This is a genomic window from Henriciella algicola (assembly GCF_003576245.1).
Taxonomy (GTDB): domain Bacteria; phylum Pseudomonadota; class Alphaproteobacteria; order Caulobacterales; family Hyphomonadaceae; genus Henriciella; species Henriciella algicola.
The window spans coordinates 516,195-533,247 of record NZ_QWGA01000007.1; the positions used below are offsets into that span (position 1 = coordinate 516,195).

At 61.2% G+C, this 17,053-nt stretch carries 14 protein-coding genes and 1 tRNA gene; 1 reads left to right on the forward strand and 14 read right to left on the reverse strand.

Annotation, left to right across the window (positions count from 1 at the left end):
- Positions 1-2: 2 nt before the first annotated feature.
- The 13 genes from gspK to D1222_RS12270 all read right to left on the reverse strand — a co-directional run bounded on the left by gspK (position 3) and on the right by D1222_RS12270 (position 15,851).
- Positions 3-1,001, reverse strand: a complete 999-nt coding sequence (gene gspK / locus D1222_RS12210) for a type II secretion system minor pseudopilin GspK (protein ID WP_119454527.1) — start codon at positions 999-1,001, stop codon at positions 3-5.
- Complete coding sequence (gene gspJ / locus D1222_RS12215; protein ID WP_119454528.1) at positions 998-1,630, reverse strand: type II secretion system minor pseudopilin GspJ; 633 nt, start codon at positions 1,628-1,630, stop codon at positions 998-1,000. Before gspJ ends, gspK begins: the two co-directional genes overlap by 4 nt.
- Positions 1,627-2,061: a type II secretion system minor pseudopilin GspI gene (gene gspI, locus D1222_RS12220; protein WP_119454529.1), complete on the reverse strand. Its 435-nt coding sequence runs from the start codon at positions 2,059-2,061 to the stop codon at positions 1,627-1,629. Before gspI ends, gspJ begins: the two co-directional genes overlap by 4 nt.
- A complete protein-coding gene (locus D1222_RS12225) occupies positions 2,045-2,533 on the reverse strand; it encodes a GspH/FimT family pseudopilin (protein WP_119454530.1) in 489 nt (162 codons plus the stop codon). The genes gspI and D1222_RS12225 overlap by 17 nt, the downstream gene beginning before the upstream one ends.
- A gap of 3 nt (positions 2,534-2,536) precedes the next feature.
- Positions 2,537-3,001 carry a type II secretion system major pseudopilin GspG gene (gene gspG / locus D1222_RS12230; protein ID WP_119454531.1) on the reverse strand — a complete coding sequence of 155 codons (465 nt, stop codon included), beginning with the start codon at positions 2,999-3,001 and terminating at the stop codon, positions 2,537-2,539.
- A 20-nt stretch (positions 3,002-3,021) separates the two neighbouring features.
- Positions 3,022-4,236 (reverse strand): type II secretion system inner membrane protein GspF, encoded by a 1,215-nt coding sequence (gene gspF, locus D1222_RS12235; protein ID WP_119454532.1) that lies wholly within the window; start codon positions 4,234-4,236, stop codon positions 3,022-3,024.
- A 2-nt stretch (positions 4,237-4,238) separates the two neighbouring features.
- Entirely contained in the window at positions 4,239-5,732 is a 1,494-nt protein-coding gene (gene gspE, locus D1222_RS12240; protein ID WP_119454533.1) for a type II secretion system ATPase GspE, read from the reverse strand.
- A gap of 34 nt (positions 5,733-5,766) precedes the next feature.
- Positions 5,767-7,695: a type II secretion system secretin GspD gene (gspD, locus tag D1222_RS12245; RefSeq protein WP_119454534.1), complete on the reverse strand. Its 1,929-nt coding sequence runs from the start codon at positions 7,693-7,695 to the stop codon at positions 5,767-5,769.
- A 4-nt stretch (positions 7,696-7,699) separates the two neighbouring features.
- Positions 7,700-8,572 (reverse strand): type II secretion system protein N, encoded by an 873-nt coding sequence (locus tag D1222_RS12250; protein ID WP_119454535.1) that lies wholly within the window; start codon positions 8,570-8,572, stop codon positions 7,700-7,702.
- Positions 8,573-8,681: 109 nt separating this feature from the next.
- Positions 8,682-11,381: a TonB-dependent receptor domain-containing protein gene (locus D1222_RS12255; protein ID WP_119454536.1), complete on the reverse strand. Its 2,700-nt coding sequence runs from the start codon at positions 11,379-11,381 to the stop codon at positions 8,682-8,684.
- Between the two features lie 111 nt (positions 11,382-11,492).
- Entirely contained in the window at positions 11,493-14,372 is a 2,880-nt protein-coding gene (locus tag D1222_RS12260; RefSeq protein ID WP_119454537.1) for a beta strand repeat-containing protein, read from the reverse strand.
- Between the two features lie 397 nt (positions 14,373-14,769).
- Positions 14,770-15,669, reverse strand: coding sequence for a sialidase family protein (locus D1222_RS12265; RefSeq protein ID WP_119454538.1), 900 nt, complete (start codon positions 15,667-15,669; stop codon positions 14,770-14,772).
- A 106-nt stretch (positions 15,670-15,775) separates the two neighbouring features.
- A tRNA-Thr gene (locus D1222_RS12270) sits at positions 15,776-15,851 on the reverse strand.
- Positions 15,852-15,991: 140 nt separating this feature from the next.
- Here D1222_RS12270 and D1222_RS12275 point away from each other — a divergent pair.
- Positions 15,992-16,435: an OmpA family protein gene (locus D1222_RS12275; protein WP_119454539.1), complete on the forward strand. Its 444-nt coding sequence runs from the start codon at positions 15,992-15,994 to the stop codon at positions 16,433-16,435.
- 69 nt (positions 16,436-16,504) lie between these two features.
- Here D1222_RS12275 and D1222_RS12280 read toward each other — a convergent pair whose 3' ends face one another.
- Positions 16,505-16,966: a DUF1761 domain-containing protein gene (locus tag D1222_RS12280; protein WP_119454540.1), complete on the reverse strand. Its 462-nt coding sequence runs from the start codon at positions 16,964-16,966 to the stop codon at positions 16,505-16,507.
- Positions 16,967-17,053: the final 87 nt, after the last annotated feature.

Genomic DNA, 17,053 nt, shown 5'->3' on the forward strand with positions numbered 1-17,053 from the left:
ATCTATCCTTTACGCTCCCGCCATATCGTCTCGATACGCTGGGCGCCATCACGGCGATACATGATTTCCACTGTGCGGCGGGTGCCTGCAAAGTCGACCGCGGCATCTAGGCGGACATATTCCGATTGCACTGCGAGCATGTCACTGCGTCGAAGCTCTGGCGAGATTTGCTGGACAGCCGGTTCAGTGAGAAAGGCTTCGACGTCCGGCCAGCCACCGACGGGCCGCTGAAAGATGAGGTCTCTCGCCCCCTCGACGCTCAGCGCACCAGAAAAAGCCAGCGACAGGAGCGGCGCCTGCTCACCGGTCAGCGTGTTAATGTTGAAGGATGGCTCATCGGTGCCCGGCAGTGCGCAGACCAGCGGTTCCAGCAATTCCATCACATCCGGCGTGTAGTAGCGCACGGCGCGAAGCTCTGACACGTCGACCATCGGAAGGCCCGGCGTGCGGTATTGAAGGCCCGGTGAGGCATAATAGGCGTTCTCCGCCCCGTTCAGCCCTGGCGACTGATCCGCATCGATCCAGTCGGCCGCGCTATAGACGAGGCCCGTGAGATTTGGGTCATCGACCTCGGCAAGCTCCAGCAGGCTTTCATAATCTTCAGGCGCATTCGGGCCGCTTACACCGATGGCGCCGTCATCTGGCCGTGCTGCAGCAGTACCAAGCCGGTTTATGTTGAAGCAGTTGCCGCCATCGCTCGCGCGCATCGTGATCTCACCGCCCTCGATCGGAAAGCGCACAGGCTCGGCAAAGCCCGGCATGTCGGCGGACAGGCGTCCTTCGCTGGCAGTAAACATCTCCTCGATCAGGGCGCGCCCGACCTCCTCAGAGGCGAGGGCGAGCCAGTCGGCCTGACTGGCGGCATCAACCGTACGTGCACGGGTCGTTGCCGACATGACGGCAGCGCTGAGCGTCACGGCGACAACGGACATGGCCGCGACGATCATTAGCACAGTGACGAGGGCGACGCCCTCTTCGGACTTCTTTGCGTGGTGGTTCATGTGCCTACCCCGCCCGCGAGGCTGGAGATAAGAAGGATCCGCTGGTCATCAAAGCGGATTTCCATGTCGATGCGGTCCGGAAGCCCAGCGCTCGCACCGCCTGCCGCGCTTTCCCAATAGAGCGACATCTCATCGCCGCGCCAGAAGGTGAGGTTCACAGTCTCAATACCCGTCAGCAGCACCTGCCGGACGGTGGGCGTTGCCTCGATCGGGTTTGGGCGCAGCGCCGCGATGCGAACGAGCTCGCCATCGGGGGTCAGCTCGTAGCGGATGTATTGGAGGCCGGAACGCGCCTCTGCCTGCTCCGGGTTGATCCAGCCATTGCGGACAAAGCTGATCAGCGCGTCTGTCTGTGAGGTTTCGCCGCCTGTCAGCCCCATCGGCCCGCCGCGGCCACTTGCACTCTCGGCTGCGCGGGGTGTCGCCGCTTCAAGGTCACCGCGGATATAGGCCTGCGCGATGTCGAGCGAGCGGATATAGGCCTCGCGGTCGCGGACCTGCTTGCCCGCACTTGTCGCGCCAAGAAGCATGCTGCCGCCCGCCACCGCCATGATGGAGAGGATGAGCAGCGCCACCAGCGTTTCGACGAGCGTGAAGCCTGCCTGACAGGTTGTGGGACGGCGGGTCATTCCTCCCCCTCCTCATCATCTGCCGTGTCGCTTGTCTGGGCCGGTGCCGGAACAGCCTTCAATGTCATGAGCCGGGCGAGGACCTGTTCGCGGCCTTCCTCACGCACATTGACCTCAAAGCGGAATAGCGTCGGGCGGTCTGTCGGATAGACGATCAGGCCCCATTCGAAAGGCCGCCCCATCTGGACTTCGGTGCCCTCTGACAGGCCAAGCTCAATCGGTTCCCGGCTTGAGACGGCGCGTGTGAGCGCATTCTCCGCGGTCGTGCGGGCAAGCAGACGTGCCTCCAGGCGGCCAGTGTTCTGCACAGCGTTCGTGGCAAGCTGCATCAGCGGGATCGCCGCCAGCGACAGGATACCGAGCGCGGCAACTGTCTCGACGAGGCTGAAGCCCTGCTGGCGTTTCGATTGCTGTTTAGAGGCCAGCGTCATTAGCGACCTCTCCGTCAGGGTTGAGCTCGACACGCTCCGACCAGCCCTGCCAGCTGACGGCGAGCGTAACCGGCTCAGCGCGTCCTAGCGGATTGAAGACGATACGTTCCGGCGCTGCCTGCCCTGCCCTTCGCTGGTCCTCTGGCGGCAGGATTTCGACGTCTACGCCATCCGGCAGACGGAGCGTGCCGCCCTGAAGCGGAAGCCATTCCTCGCCCGTCCAGCTGAGGAGTTCGAAGCCAGTTTCGGTCTGCTGCAGCCCGATCACTTCGCCCGTCAGCACGGCCCGGTCCTGCGCCTGCATCAGCGCGGCTTCCACCTCGCGCAGCACACGCGCTTCTGGCCGCTCACGCGGCGGGAGCGTCATCACCGCGACAGTGGTCGCAAGGCCGATGATGAAGATCACCATCATCACCTCGACCAGCGTCATCCCGGCATCGCGCCGGATCAGGTGAGCGCGCGGTGCCAGCAAGCGCTAGCTCCAGTTTCCGATGTCTGCGTTCTCGTCTTCGCCGCCCTCTTGGCCATCCGCGCCGAGCGAATAGAGGTCATAGGCGCGGCCAGACTTGTCACCCGGGCGCTCATAGACAAATGGCCGGCCCCACGGGTCGAGCGGGATGGAATTGACGTATCCGCCAGAGCGGTAAGTGCCCGCAGCGCTCGCTCCGTCCGGCTCGTTCACCAGCGCATCGAGGCCCTGCTGTTGTGTCGGATAGTCGTACATGTCGAGGCTGTATTGTTCGAGCGCATTGGTAAGCGCCGTGATGTTAGTGCGCGCGGTCTTTACCTGCGCGTCAGTGCGGGCGCCGAGCACATTGATCAGGACGACTGTCGACAGGAGGCCGATAATGAAGACGACGACCATGATCTCGGTCAGTGTGAAGCCAGCTTCTTTCGATTTTGGCTTTGAGCGTGCCTGACGGTGTTTTCTCGCGAACATGAGTTTTGTCTCCGTTGGCGCTAGCCGATGGCCAGCTGATTGATCTGAAGAATGGGCAGCATGATGGAGAGGACGATCAGCGCGACGATGCCCGCCAGGATCACGATCATGATCGGCTCCAGCAGGCCAAGCGCAACGGTCGAGGCGTTGTCGAATTCGTCCTCTAGATAGTCGGCCGCGCGCTCCATCATGCCAGCTAGGTCGCCGCCGCGTTCACCGCTGGCGACCATGTGGAGGAGGATGGGCGGAAAGACCCGCTCGGCGCGCATGGCACGGGCAAGGCCGGTGCCCTCCTCCACGCGGCGTCTTACTGACAGGGTCGCCTTCCGGAACACGGCGTTCGACATCGCGCCGCGCGCTGCGCTCAGGCAATCCGGCACCGGCGAACCAGACGCAGAGAGGGTCGCGAATGTACGCGCGAAAGCGGCCGCAGACACACCGCGCGAGAGCCGCCCGATGATGGGCAGTGAAAGAATGAACCGGTCGCGCGCTTCAGCCACATTGGGCTGGCGAAACAGGCGCCGCAGGCCCCAGACGCCAGCAATCAGCAGGAGAAGAACGACGATCCCCCACTGGCGGAGGAAGTTCGAGACGCCAATGACGGCTTCGGTGAGCCAGGGAAGGTCCTGCCCCAGCGTGTCGAACTGTTCGACGATAGCGGGGACGACGAAGACCATGAGAAGCGTCACGACGATCAGCGCGATGACACCGAGAACAATGGGATAGATCAGCGCTGACAGGATCTTGTTGCGCATCTTGCGCGACTTTTCGAGGTGGACGGCGAGCCGCTCCAGCACCTCATCCAGCCGGCCTGACGACTGCCCGGCCGACACCACGGCCCGGTAGAAGGGCGGAAAGGCTTTCGGCGCCGTGTTCAATGCTTCGGGAACGGAATGACCATCGGTGATGGAAGAGCGCACGCCGAGGAAGACCTTGCGTGTGGCGGGCTTTTCAGCCTCAGCCGCGACGGAGCCGATGGCTTCCTCGACCGGTGTGCCAGCCTTTACAAGGAGCGCCAGCTGGCGGGTCGCGACGACGAGGTCACTACCCGCGAGCTTCTGGTCATGGCCCGTCGCTGACGTGCCTTCGCGGACTTTCCGGCTCTCGGCGATGGAGAGCGGCGAAAGCTGGCGCAGGCGCAGTTCCTTGCGGGCTGCGCGCGCCGAGTCTGCGGTAATGACGCCGCGCGTCTTCTTTCCGTCCGTGCCGATTGCCTGATAGTCGAAGACAGCCATGCTCAGGCGTCCTCATCCTTGCGGCAGACCCGCAGGACTTCCTCAACGCTGGTCTGGCCGGTCGTGACGTAGCGCGCTGCATTACGGAACAGCGTGTCGTGATCCGCGAAGGCACGCGCTTCCAGCTCATCCTCGGACACGTCTTCCCGAATGAGGCGGCGCATCTCCTGATCGACGAGCAGCAGTTCGTAGACACCCAGACGGCCCTGATAGCCTGTCTGGGCGCAGGCCATGCAGCCGCTCGGACGGTAGAAAGTGTGCGCCTCGTCTGCCGGTATAGCGAACATCGCCTTCTCTTCGGGCGTCGCCTCGTGCGGGGTCTTGCAGGTATCGCACAGCTTGCGGACAAGACGCTGGGCCAGGACGGCGCGCATCGTGGCGGCGAGCACGTAAGGCTCGATCCCCATATCGCGCAGTCGCTGGATCGCACCGACTGACGAGTTGGTGTGCACCGTCGAAAGGACCGGGCGGCCCGTCGACGAGAATTCGAACGCGACTTTGGCGGTTTCCAGGTCGCGAACCTCCCCTACCATGACGACATCAGGGTCGTGGCGCAGGATGGCGCGTAGCGTCGCGGCGAAGGTCAGGCCGACCTTGTGGTGCATCTGCGTCTGGCTGATGCCTTCGAGGCCATACTCGATCGGGTCTTCCAGCGTCATGACATTGCGCTGGCCGTTATTCAGGACCGACAACGCCGAATAGAGCGTGCTCGTCTTGCCGGACCCGGTCGGACCCGTGACGAGGGTGATGCCGTTGGGCTGGGCAAGGACCGTTCGGAAGCGGGCGAGTGTCTCTGGGTCCATCCCAAGCTCATCGAGGCCCAAAAGTGCGTTGCGCGTATCGAGAAGACGCATCGTCACCCGCTCGCCATAGCGTGATGGTAGCGTTGACACACGAACATCGATGGACCGCCCGCCAATGGACAGCGAGATACGGCCATCCTGCGGGATGCGTTTCTCTGCGATATCGAGACGGGCCATGACTTTCACGCGGCTGGTCAGCGGCGCAGCCAGCTTGCGCGACGGGGTGAGCACTTCCTGCAGGACGCCGTCGATGCGGTAGCGGACCGAGAGATTGTCCTCGTGCGGCTCAATATGGACGTCCGACGCACGGCGTTTGACGGCCTCGTAAATGAGACCGTTGATCAGGCGCACGACCGGCGCGTCATCATCGCCATCAAGCAGGTCCGCCGTCTGCGGAATATCGTCGATCAGGGAGTGGAGGTCGCCATGGCTGTCCATGGCGTCGGCTTCCTCATTCTCGATGGCGCTACGGGCATAGGCTTCTGAAAGCTCGCGCTCGAAACGCCCTGCATCGAGCGAAGTGAAACGTAGCGGACGGCCGAGCGCGCGGCGCGCCTCGATGATGGCCATCGGGTCAGCGCCAGCGCGTACGCCCAGACTGATCGCACCGTCCTCTTCGCCCATGACCACCAGGCCTTTGTCCTTTGCAAAGGCATAGGTCAGGCTTCGGGTTTCGGTCGATGTGTCGCTCATCTCTACTCAATCTGCAGGCAACAGGCCTGCCGGTCTATTCGCTCGCCTCTGGGGGGCCGAGCACTTCATCGACGAAGGTATCGAGGGTGATCTCGCCCTCCTGCGCCCGCAGCAGCTCCTGCGCGCGGATGTAGTTGTAATTGCGCGCCGTCACGCTCTGAGCGTCGCCCCGGCTGCGCACGATGGTCGGCTTGATGAAGATCATCAGATTGGTGCGCGTATTGGACCGGCCCTCAGACTTAAAGAGGTTACCCGCAACCGGAATGTCACCGAGGAACGGCACCTTGGAATTCACCGTCGAGTCCGTCTGCTCGATCAGACCGCCAAGCACGATGATCTCACCGTCATCGGCCAGAAGGCTGGTGCGAAACTCGCGGGTGTTCAGGATGATATCGGGCGAAAAGCCGCCGCCGATGAAATCATCTACGCTGGAGACCTCCTGATAGATATCGAGACGAATCGTACTGTCTGACGAAATACGCGGCGTGACTTCGAGTTTCACACCGACCTGCTCTCGCTGGACGGTTCGGAACGGGTTGGAATTGTCATTACCCAGTACTTCACCAGACGTCAGCGGTACGTCCTGACCGACGAGAAGCGATGACGTCCCATTATCAAGGGTCATATTGAAAGGCTTTGAAAGGACACGCGAATTTGTGTCCTGCTCGACAGCGTTGATGATCGCGCCGAACAGCGTGTCGCCATCCTGCCCACCAAAACCGAGGACGCTACCATTCACGCCGAGCAGCGAATTGATCGCCGCATTGGTGAACTGGTTGCCGCCCTCGCCGCCGCCGATATCAGGATCGATGATCGCGCCCGCCAGCGCCAGCAGATTCGGCGCCGAGCGGGAGAAATTGGTCGAGGCAAACGGCGTGGAGCTGTCGCCCGTGCCAGATAGCAGGAACTGCACGCCAAGCTCGCGCGCGGTGTCGTCCGACATCTCGACGATGATCGCTTCAACGAGGACCTGTGCGCGGCGCTGGTCGAGTGCATCAACAACGCGCTCCATGGCAAGAAGCGTGTCCGGCGTTGCGCTGATCACGAGGGAGTTCGATTCCACATGCGCAGCGATCGTTGCTGGCGGGGCGGCATTCTCTGCCGGGCCACGCTGGTCTGCCATCGTGGCAGCGAGCGATTCCAGAACGGGCGCGATCTCTTCCGCCGTCGCATTGTTGAGAGAGATGACGCGGATATTGTCACGCGTCGGCTCTGCCGCGTCGAGTTCTGTTGCGACCTGTACGGCCCGTGCGACGGTCGGTGCGTCGCCGCGGATGATGACCGAGTTGCTGGTCTGCGAGGCTGTCACCTCGAAGTTCTCACGCACATTGCCGTCCTGCGTGCCAAGCAGGTTTACGAGGATCGTCTCCATCTCGCGCGCCGGGACGCTTTTAAGGGAAATCGTCCGCAACTCTGAACGGTCAGCGCTATCGAGCGACTGAATGACTTCGCGGATGCGCGGCATGTTGGAAGCATAGTCGACGACCACGACAGAGTTGGACCGCGCATTCGCGACGACCTGGCCTTGCGCGTCGATAATCGGTTTCAGCATCTGGGCCGCTTCAACGGCGCCAAAACTGTCGAGCGAGAAGACCTGCGTGACGAAAGCGTTCGGCCCGCTCGCCGGACCACCTGCCTCACCAACCGCAAGCGCCTCTGGAACCACGCGGTAAACACCGCGTCCGGCCGGAATGGCTGCAAAGCCATTAACGCGCAGGGTCGAGAGGAAAACCTCGAACACCTCATTCGTCGTCATCGGCGTTTGCGACAGGACCGTCACACGCGTGCGGCCGACATCCGGGTGCAGGATGAAGGTATAGCCGGTGATCGTCGCGACATCGTCGATCAGCGCGGTTATCTCGACATCATCTAGGCTGAGCACGTGCCGCCCGCCCTGCGCGTCCGCTGGCATCAGCTGCGCGCCTAGCCCGAGCACGGCAATGGCCGCGAGGAGTTTCTTCATGACGTCATCCCTCCTCGAAACGAATGTCGAGATCTTGTGTCTCCCCGCCCCGCAACACTGTCACACTGACAGTCTGCGCCGAACTCAATTCCGCAGCGAGGGCTGCGGTGTCGAGGTCGCGGACGGGTTTCTGGTTGATTCGGATCAGGCGGTCGCCCGGCTGGAGCCCTGCCTGTTGCATGAGGTCCGGGCCGCTGCGCGGCTGCAGGACGAAGGCTTCGACCACGCCGTTGGACATGTCCGCGGCCGGATTGAGGCTGGCGAGCAATGTCCGCGCGCTGACGCCCGGTTCAAACAGGGGCGTGCGCGAAGCAACGGTCGTTGAGGGCGCCTCGGCAACTTCAGCGGCATCGCCAATGACGGACAGGCCCGCCTCGCGGCCACCGCGCATAAGTGTCTCATCAGTGCCATTGCGCGAAATGATCACCCGGTCGCTGAGGACGCGCACAAGCTCTGTGCCCGGGATGATTTCATCGCCCGGCTGAAACCGTTGGGAGCGATTGTCCGGTGTGACGATCGTCGCCGAATCCGCAGCCGGGTCGGTCGACATGAAGATCGCCGCGAGTTTCAAGTTCAGCGTCGTCTCTGGAGCATCTGGCACGGCACTCGGCACGCGGCCGGACGAGACGAACGGATTGGTGGTCATCAGAAGCGAAAGATCGCCGCGAACGTTGGAGCGCGTTACCTGTTGAATGGGCGCGGGAAGCGGCCGCAACGTCAGTGAGGACACCGCATCCGACGGCGCAATCAGCAGCCAGCCGATCCGCGCAACCAGCATGGCGATCATAACAACGAGAACGAATTGCAGCACGGTGCGCACGCCATCGAGCAGGCGTCCGGCATTGTCCGGCAGCGAAAATCGTCCCTGAAAATCCATACCATCCCTCAATGGTCCGGGGGCAGGATCAACCTGCCCCCGTTCCGGTATATCTCAACTGGTACGTGTTGAAAGCCTGCGCGGGTGCTGCGCAGCTCACACGTGCAGTCTAGAAGCGGCGCTTCAGGCCAAAGCCGATGGACGTGCCGAGGTCATAGACATCGACATCCACGCGGTCGCCGCCAGCGGTCTGGTAGGCTTCGTAAGAGTCGCCGAACAGGTTTTCGACCTTGAGCGAGAACTCATACTCACCGCCCCACGCCATGAAACCCTGGTTCCAGACGATATCGACGGTGACCGGCGGCTCTTCGATGATCGCAGGAATATTGAGAGCAAGCGCTTCGCCGGAGCGGATCCGCTCACTTGCATAGTTCACCAGAAGGCTGACTTCGCGCATCGCGTCGACATCTTCATAGATGAGCTGGAAGTTCGCGAGATGCTCTGACTGGCCCTGAAGCTGGCGGCCATCCTCAATAAGGCCGGCGCCCGGCAGCAGGAATGGTTCCGGGTCGAGCGGCTGTTGGTTGGTCACAACACACTCGTCTTCGAACCGGGCACAGAACTCTGCGCTGGTCAGGCCAAGATCATTCGGGTTGCGGCCTGCCGACACTTCAGAGTCAGACCAGGTATAGTTGGCCTTCATCGTCAGATCGCGGTCGCGGAAGAAGTCCCAGCCGAACTTGTCGAACAGCGGGAGGCGCTGCTCATATTCGATCTCGGCACCGTACAGCTCTGCGCTGGGTACGTTGATGAAGGTCGTCTTTGGGGTGTCACCGGTACGCTGGTTGATCTCTTCAATCGGGCGCGTCATGTCCTTGTAGAAGACACCGAGCGTCAGGAACTGATCCCGGCCGAAATAATACTCACCGCGAATGTCGTAGTTCTTGATCTCGGCGTTCACGAGGAACGGGTTACCGAGGAAGTTCACATCGGTTTCGGTGTTAAGGAATTCCGTCGGCGCTAGTTCGCGGAATTGCGGGCGGGTCAGCGTTTCGGAATAGCCAGCGCGGACCTGAAGATCATCGAACGGGTTCCAGGTGATGGTCGCGGCCGGCAGCACATCTTCAGTGTGCTCACAGCTTCCATCCGGCTGGCGTTCGATACAGGCCTCGACGAAATTGGTCGATGGATCTGCGCCAATCACCAACGTATCGACGACTTCGATTGCGCGCTCATAGCGAGCGCCAATGGCGCCGCGCACATATGGCGTGATCTGCGTATCGAGACCAACATAGCCGGCATCGACTTCAAGCGTGGCTTGATACCGTTCCGGGAAAGCCGAACCACCAATGGAGCTCACGCCGAGGTCGCCTGAACCTGCGAGTGCGTTGAACAGAAAGTCGATGCGCGTGCTGGAGGTGGGCAGGCCTTCGATAGCGAAGAGGCGCGAGGTCGCGGTCCGGTCATTCTCTGTATAGGCGTAACCGGCGCGCAGATCGGTTTCGCAGAAGAAGTTACAATCACTGCCGCCAAATGTCAGCGGAAGCTCGAAATCGATGCCGAGGTCGCGTGAGCTGTCATCAATGCGGCTGAAGCCAAACGTCGTGTCGGCGGCGTTCGACAGGGTCTGCAGACCGTTGCCGGAGTCCTGATAGAGGATGTTGAACTGGTACGGCGCATCGCGAAGGGCTTCAGAATAGGACGCCCGCCACTCGACCTTGAGGTCCATCAGGCTTGGGAAAAAGTGCTCACCGGCGAGCTGCGTGGTCCAGAGCTGGCGCTCGAACCATTCGATTGCGTCGTCACGTTCAAAGTTATCGTCGAAGTCGACGCCCTGAACGGTGCGCGCTTCCTTGTCGGACGAGCGCACGATGAGCGCCGTGCCCTTGACCTCATGATTGTCATAGAGGTCGAAGCCGATGGTCGCGAAGCCGTTCACATCGACAGAGTTTTCCGTCGAATAGAAGTCGTAGTTGAAGCGCTCGGACAGACCCGTGCCCGCGCTGTCTGCAAAGCCGCGCGTGCCCTGACGGGTGCGCCATGCATTCGAGTAGGATGCAGCAACAAGGACACCCATGGAGATGTCCTGATTGAGGTCATAGAGGTTGCCACCCGACAGGCTGAAGCCGACATCAGCCGGAACAGTGCCTTCCTGAATGATCAGAAGGCTCGAATTGTCCGTAAGGGCGCGGGCGAAATCGGCATCAACGCCGGTTTCCGGGATGGTCGGCATATCGCGGTCAGAGCCGGAGATACCGAGGAAGTCCTGATCGGTGCCATCATAGAGCAGTCCGTCCTGGAACGTCGTTTCCGTGTCCCCCGACACAGACGCTGAAATCTCGAAGAAAGCTTCATCCGGCACGGCCTTGGTGCGGATGTCGACAAGACCACCGCCAAACTCACCCGGTAGCTGCGGTGAAAAGGTTTTCTGAACCAGAATGCTTTCGAGCACCGAGGTCGGGAACAGATCGAGCGGCGCAACACGGCGAAGCGGTTCAGGGCTCGGAAGCGGCGAGCCGTTCAGTGTGGCACTGGAATAGCGCTCATTAAGTCCGCGGACATAGACGAAGCGGTCCTGAGCAGTGGAGATACCCGCGACGCGCGCCAGCGCAGCTGCTGCATCGCTGTCACCGGTAACCTGGAAATCGCCCGCATCGATGAGGCTTGAAACCTCGGAGGTCGAGCGTTTTTCATCTGGAATGAACTGGCCGCGTACGACGACGCTTTGCTGACGGAGCTCTTCGGCAGATGCTTCGTTTGCGGTCGTGTCCTGGGCGGTGGTGTCCTGCGCGACCGATGCGGAAGCGAGACATGCTGCGGACGCACCAGCAAGCAGTGCGAAGCGCAGGTAGTTAGCGGGTTTTTTCATGACTTCCCCCTCGGGCTGAGAGGCTTCCCTCTCGAATGAGCGACTGAATGCGATGAGGCAGGGCAGCCCTTTTTGAAGGAAAACTGCCCTGCCCCGAACGTTTGATTGGACCTAGTTGGTCGTTTCGGCACCCGTGATGTCGACTGTCCAACCGCGGAACCAGGTGTCGTTTGCGTTCGCAACCGCACCGATATGCGTGGTGGTCTGAAGGTTACCGATGCCGCCGACTGCGAACGGCGTTACACCCAGCTCTGCGCTGCCCGGCACAACACCGGTTGCGTTCGGCACGAAGGTGAAACCGCTGAGGCTGTTGGTGCCGGTGACGATGTTGTCACTGCCCGCAAAGGCTGGCGTGCCTTCATTCGTGCCACCCGGACGGTCGCCATCAGTCGCGAAGTTCTCGGTGTTGTCGAGGAACAGCGATTTGATGCGAAGCGTACCGTCGCCGAAGTTGGTGTAGGTCTGGTCGCTATCGACATCGAGACCGACTGACCAGTCAGCGATGATGCCGTTTGCGATCACACCGCGGGTACCGCGACGAAGCAGGACACCCTGTTGCGTGGCCGAGTCGCCGGAGTTGATCAGCGTGAAGTTCGACAGGTTCGGCGCCGAGATTGGCGTCTTGTCGTTATCACCGTCGCGGTTGTCAGCTTCGATGCCGCGCGGGTCGCCCGACATGTCTGGCGAGACACCCGGATAGGCGATCGCGTACTGAAGCGAGCCCGTCCAGCCATCGGTCCAGTCGAGGGAGTCGTCACCGACGCCGGTCACGACAACGTGGTCTGCAGAAACCGTACCGCCGAACCATTCGATGCCATCGTCGAGGTTGTTGGCAACCTGGACATAGCTGACTTCCGTGCCGCTGCCGACGCCCTGGAAGGCGATGCCGTTCAGCTCGTCTTCGTTGGTGAGGCGGGTACCAGCATACTGGACGCGGGTGTAGCGAAGGCGGCCGCTGTCATCCGTGGAGGTCGCGCCGCCGAAGAGGCCCGAAGCACCTTCGCCGGACTTCTCACAGCTGACCGTGCCACCGGTAGCGCCAGCATCGATACAGGCGTTGATCGGGGCGCGGCCGTTGATGACGATGCCGCCCCAGATGCCCTTGGTTGAGCTTTCGATCGTCGAAGGATTTTCGATCGCGCTTTTCGCCGTGAAGACAACCGGTGCATTTGCCGTACCGTTCGTCACGAGGCGTGAGCCGCGGCGGACGATGAGGTAAGCGTCAGCGTCTGCGCCAACGACCGTGACACCGGGCTCAATGGTGAGCGTTGCAGAAACGCCGCCCGGCACTGGAGAAGCTGGATCCGGGCCGAGGTCCACACCGACAGCAACGACGCCGTCGAGCTCATAGATGAGCTGGTCGCCATTGGAGAGGGTGAGGTTCGAAGTGAGGTTGCCGCCCGGCACCAGACAAAGCGTCTTGCCATCCAGCGTGCCGCTCTCGGTCGTTCCGGTCGGGCAGCCGACAGGCGCGAAGAGCGTACCGGTCTGTGCGAAGCTCGCCCAGTTGCTGGCAGCCGACTCATTGGCCGAGAAGGCACCGACATAGTTGACGTTGTCGAAGAAGGAGTTGCTGTCGAGAACGTTCGAAGCGGGGACGTTAAGCTCCTGCGTGCCCGGGAAGAAACGGTTCTGCAGCGAGTTCTCACCACCGATGATGTTGTTGGCCGCAGCGTAAGCTGGCAGCGGACCATCATCGCTATCGGTTGCGAGCGTCTGGGCGGCGTCGATGAAAATCGATTCCACGTTCAGCGTGTTATCATCGAGGTTCGTGTAGGTCTGACCGCTGTCGATATCGAGGCCTGGGGTATAACCACCAGCGACGATGCCGTTGACGATATTACCACGGGTGCCGCGGCGAAGCAGGATGCCCTGTTGGTTACCGGACGTGCCGATCAGCGTGAAGTTGGCGAGGTTAGGTGACGAGAATGGCGTCTTGTCATTGTCGCCGTCACGGTTGTCAGCCTCGATGCCGCGTGGGTCACCAGAGGATGGGACGTCAGAGTAAACGACAGCGTATTGCAGGTTGCCCTGCCAGCCGTCGGTCCAGTCGAGCGAGTCGTCGCCAGCGCCGGTGACGACGACATAGCGTGCGTTCACAGTGCCGCCGAACCATTCAATGCCGTCGTCGAGGTTGTTGTGAACCTGGACGTGGGACACTTCCGTGGCGCTGCCGACACCCTGGAAGGCGATGCCGTTCAGTTCGTCTTCATTGGTGAGACGTGCGCCAGCATATTCAACGCTGAGATAGTTGATCTCACCGGAGTCGTCGGCTGCATCAGCACCGCCGAAGAGGCCCGAAGCGCCTTCGCCGGATTTTTCACAGCTTGCCGTACCGCCCGTTGCAGTCGAGTCGATACACGCATTGATCGGCGCAGAACCGTTGATGATCAGACCACCCCACTGAGCGTTGGTCGCATTGTCGATCAGGCTGGAGCCGACTTCTTCGTCGTTGACGGCTGCGCGAGCGGTCATGCGGACGACGCCGTTCGCGGTGCCGTTCACGTCAATCTGCGAACCGCGGCTGATGACGATGTAATCGTCAGAACCGTCGCCGGTGCCATCGACAGCTGCGCCGAACAGACGGGCGCCTTCGCCGAGGGTGAGGGTCGCTGAGGTGCCGCCATCTTCGCCGATGAAGACAGCGCCGCGGATCGCGACCGAAACGCCAGCGGGAATGCTGACGTCCTGGGTGATGGTGGTCTCGCTGCCAGCTGCATCACCGATCGCGCAGACATCAACGCTGGCGAGGCCTTCAGAAGCGATCGCAGCGAGCGTGATTTCACTCGTGCCGGTCGGGCAGCCTGCCGACGGAATGAGCTGGATCGAGGAAGAAGATGGTGGCGGAGGCGGTGGCGATGTTGGCGGTGGCGGCGGCGGAGGAACAGCCGGAGCGCCAGGTGAAGAAATGCTGGTGTCCGAACAGGCCGCGACGGCGAGCGCGAGAACGCTCGTCGTGAAAGCCAGACGCAAGGTGTTCGCCTTTTTCATAGAGAAGCCCCCTTCAGGGTTAACTGAGTCCAAATCACACGGATCGGGAAAAACAGCCCCTGCCGACTCCCGATCTCGGGGGCGCTATGACACACCTCAAAGACAGTAATACGACATCATAAAAGCTTCACATGAGCGTCACGGATGTGACATACATGCATTAATACAGAACAGTTAAGTACATTGTCTGTTACGGCGTTTATTACGCTAGTTTACCAGAAACATCGCACACATGCTCACCCTTCAGACCCATATTACCGCAGGTTAATGCCGCCTAGCGAGCACCGTCGGAACTTGCGGCCCACTCACCTTCCAAACAAAAACGGCCGCACGAGGCGGCCGCTTCTCGATTTTCCACAGGTTTCACGCTGCGGCGCAACATGCCGCCAGCATGAACTCAGTCCGCCGCGTCCGATGACGCGGTTTCGCTCTCCAGCGTTCCAACGCCTGCAAGCGCTGCGTCGAGCGAGATCATCATCAGCTCCCCTTCGCGCGAGAAGAACAGGATTGATCCGTCCCCGGACATTCCTGCGCCGAAGTCGATGCCGGATGTGTTGACCGGCTCACCCAGGTTTTGCGGCTGGCCCCACGCACCATCGGCACTTCGCTCCGCCGTCCAGATGTCGACGCTGCCAAGTTTGGGCGTGCGCGCGCTGTAGAAGAAGATCCGGCCGCCATCAGGGGTAACTGCGATATGCGCCTCGGCCCGGAAGGTGTTGAAAACATCAGGCATGGAAGAGACGACCCAATCGCCAGCTTCCTCGTCCATACTCGCTTCGAATATGTCGTGGCTACCCTTACTGTCATAGCCATTATCCGTGAAGTAGAGACGCCCCTGCGCGTCCATCGCGGGATTGAGCTGGTCCGCGCCGGTATTTATCGAGGCCGGTAGTGGCTCTGGCGTGCCCCAGCCATCTTCCTCGAAGGCGACGCGCCAGATATTCGCGTCGCGCTGGCCGCGCTCAAAAATGTCTGCATCCGACGCATAATAGAGCATGCCGTCAGCATGACTGAAGGATGGAGTCGTCAGTTTGATCCGGGCCGGAAACTCCAGCTTGGACGGCTCAGACCATGACCCGTCATCCTGTTTCCGCATCTCGAAAAGATGGGTGTAGTCGCGCGCTTCCTTGGCAAACACGCGGACCGTGCCATCCGGAGATTCCGTCAGGCTGTAGGCGCGGCTGAAGACGGTCGGCGCCTCCGCATCTGGCAGGACAGGCGTCGGCGTATCGATTTCCGGGACTTTCGCACCGCAGCTCGCGAGAACCACGAGACCGCACACTAGACCTACTCGCATGAAAACCTCCGGACACAATGCAAATACAGACCGCGCCTCCTAAACGCCGCACATGACGTTTTCGCAACAGAAGCTGCAGTCACACATGAACGCATGGAATGGAGAGTGGTGCCGGCAGAGGGACTTGAACCCCCGACCCCCTGATTACAAATCAGGTGCTCTACCAGCTGAGCTATACCGGCAACACTCGCCCTTTACGCCGTGCCGGAAGGCGGGGCAAGAATAGTTTGCAAGCTCATCGCAGCGCCAGATCTTAACGAATTTGGGCACCAATTCGCCTCAGCCGCGTTCATTCATCAGTGTGACAGCAAGGAGCACTGAGATGAAACGATATATCCTGCCCTGCATGATGGGCCTCGCGCTGACAGCTGGCCCTGCCTTTGCAGATGAATCGCGCACCCCGCCGCCGACAGAGCCTTATTATGCCCCACAGCCGTCCGGTTGTGACCTCGTCCGCCTCAAGATCTACTTTGAGCCCGGCACGGCAACCCTCACCCCATTTGCGAAAGACGCGATCGGTCAAGTCAGCGAGCAGCTGGCAGGCTGCTCGGTCCAGCGCCTCAACGCCACCGCCATTGCGGGCGACAGCTCAAGCGAGGCCCCCGTCGTCGGGCTAGCTGAAAACCGGCGCGCCACCGTCATGGCCGAGCTGCAGGCTCAGGGAATTCGCGCATCCGATGTCGCTATGAACACCGATCTTGGAAATTCCGTCATGTCGAGGACAGTCGATATCGAGCTTCAGACCGTACCGGCCCGGGTAAGCTAGACGCACCTAGCGTTTACCATGGCCATTGGCCCCGGCATTGCAGAACATGCCGGGGCTTTTCCATTTGTCTTAATCCAGTTTTGAAAGCACTGCGCACCCGGCGACGAAGGTCACCACTGTGTGCGATAGATCGACCAGCAAGCCGCCCGTCGAATGCCAAGGCGTGTAGAAGAAGTCGTACGCCATGAGCGGGACGCCGATCAGAAGCGACAGCGTCAGGCCGAACGATATCGCAGCCCCAAGGCCTAGAACGCTGCTTTTGCGCATCAGCCAAGCGAAACCGAAAGACAGAACGATCGGCACAAGGAACCCGCCCAGCATCCACATCGGATTGGCGTCTTCCTGGCCCTCTGTCGCGACACCGTTCGCGGTCAGAAAGCTCATAGCGTCTCCCGCCTCGTTGATGAAAATACCTTGGGCGCTCATGTACACTTCAGAAAATAGCAACCCGTACCAGAGAAAGCCGATGAAATAGATGACGATGGCTGAGACCAGGACACCCACCAGATTGATACCTGCAAGACGTGGCATTGTTTCCTCCTAAACCCGTTTCATTTTTTGCTCGCCGCGCCTAAGAGTGCCCCCTCAAAGCTTGGCGCCGTGGATGATGCGCCCAAA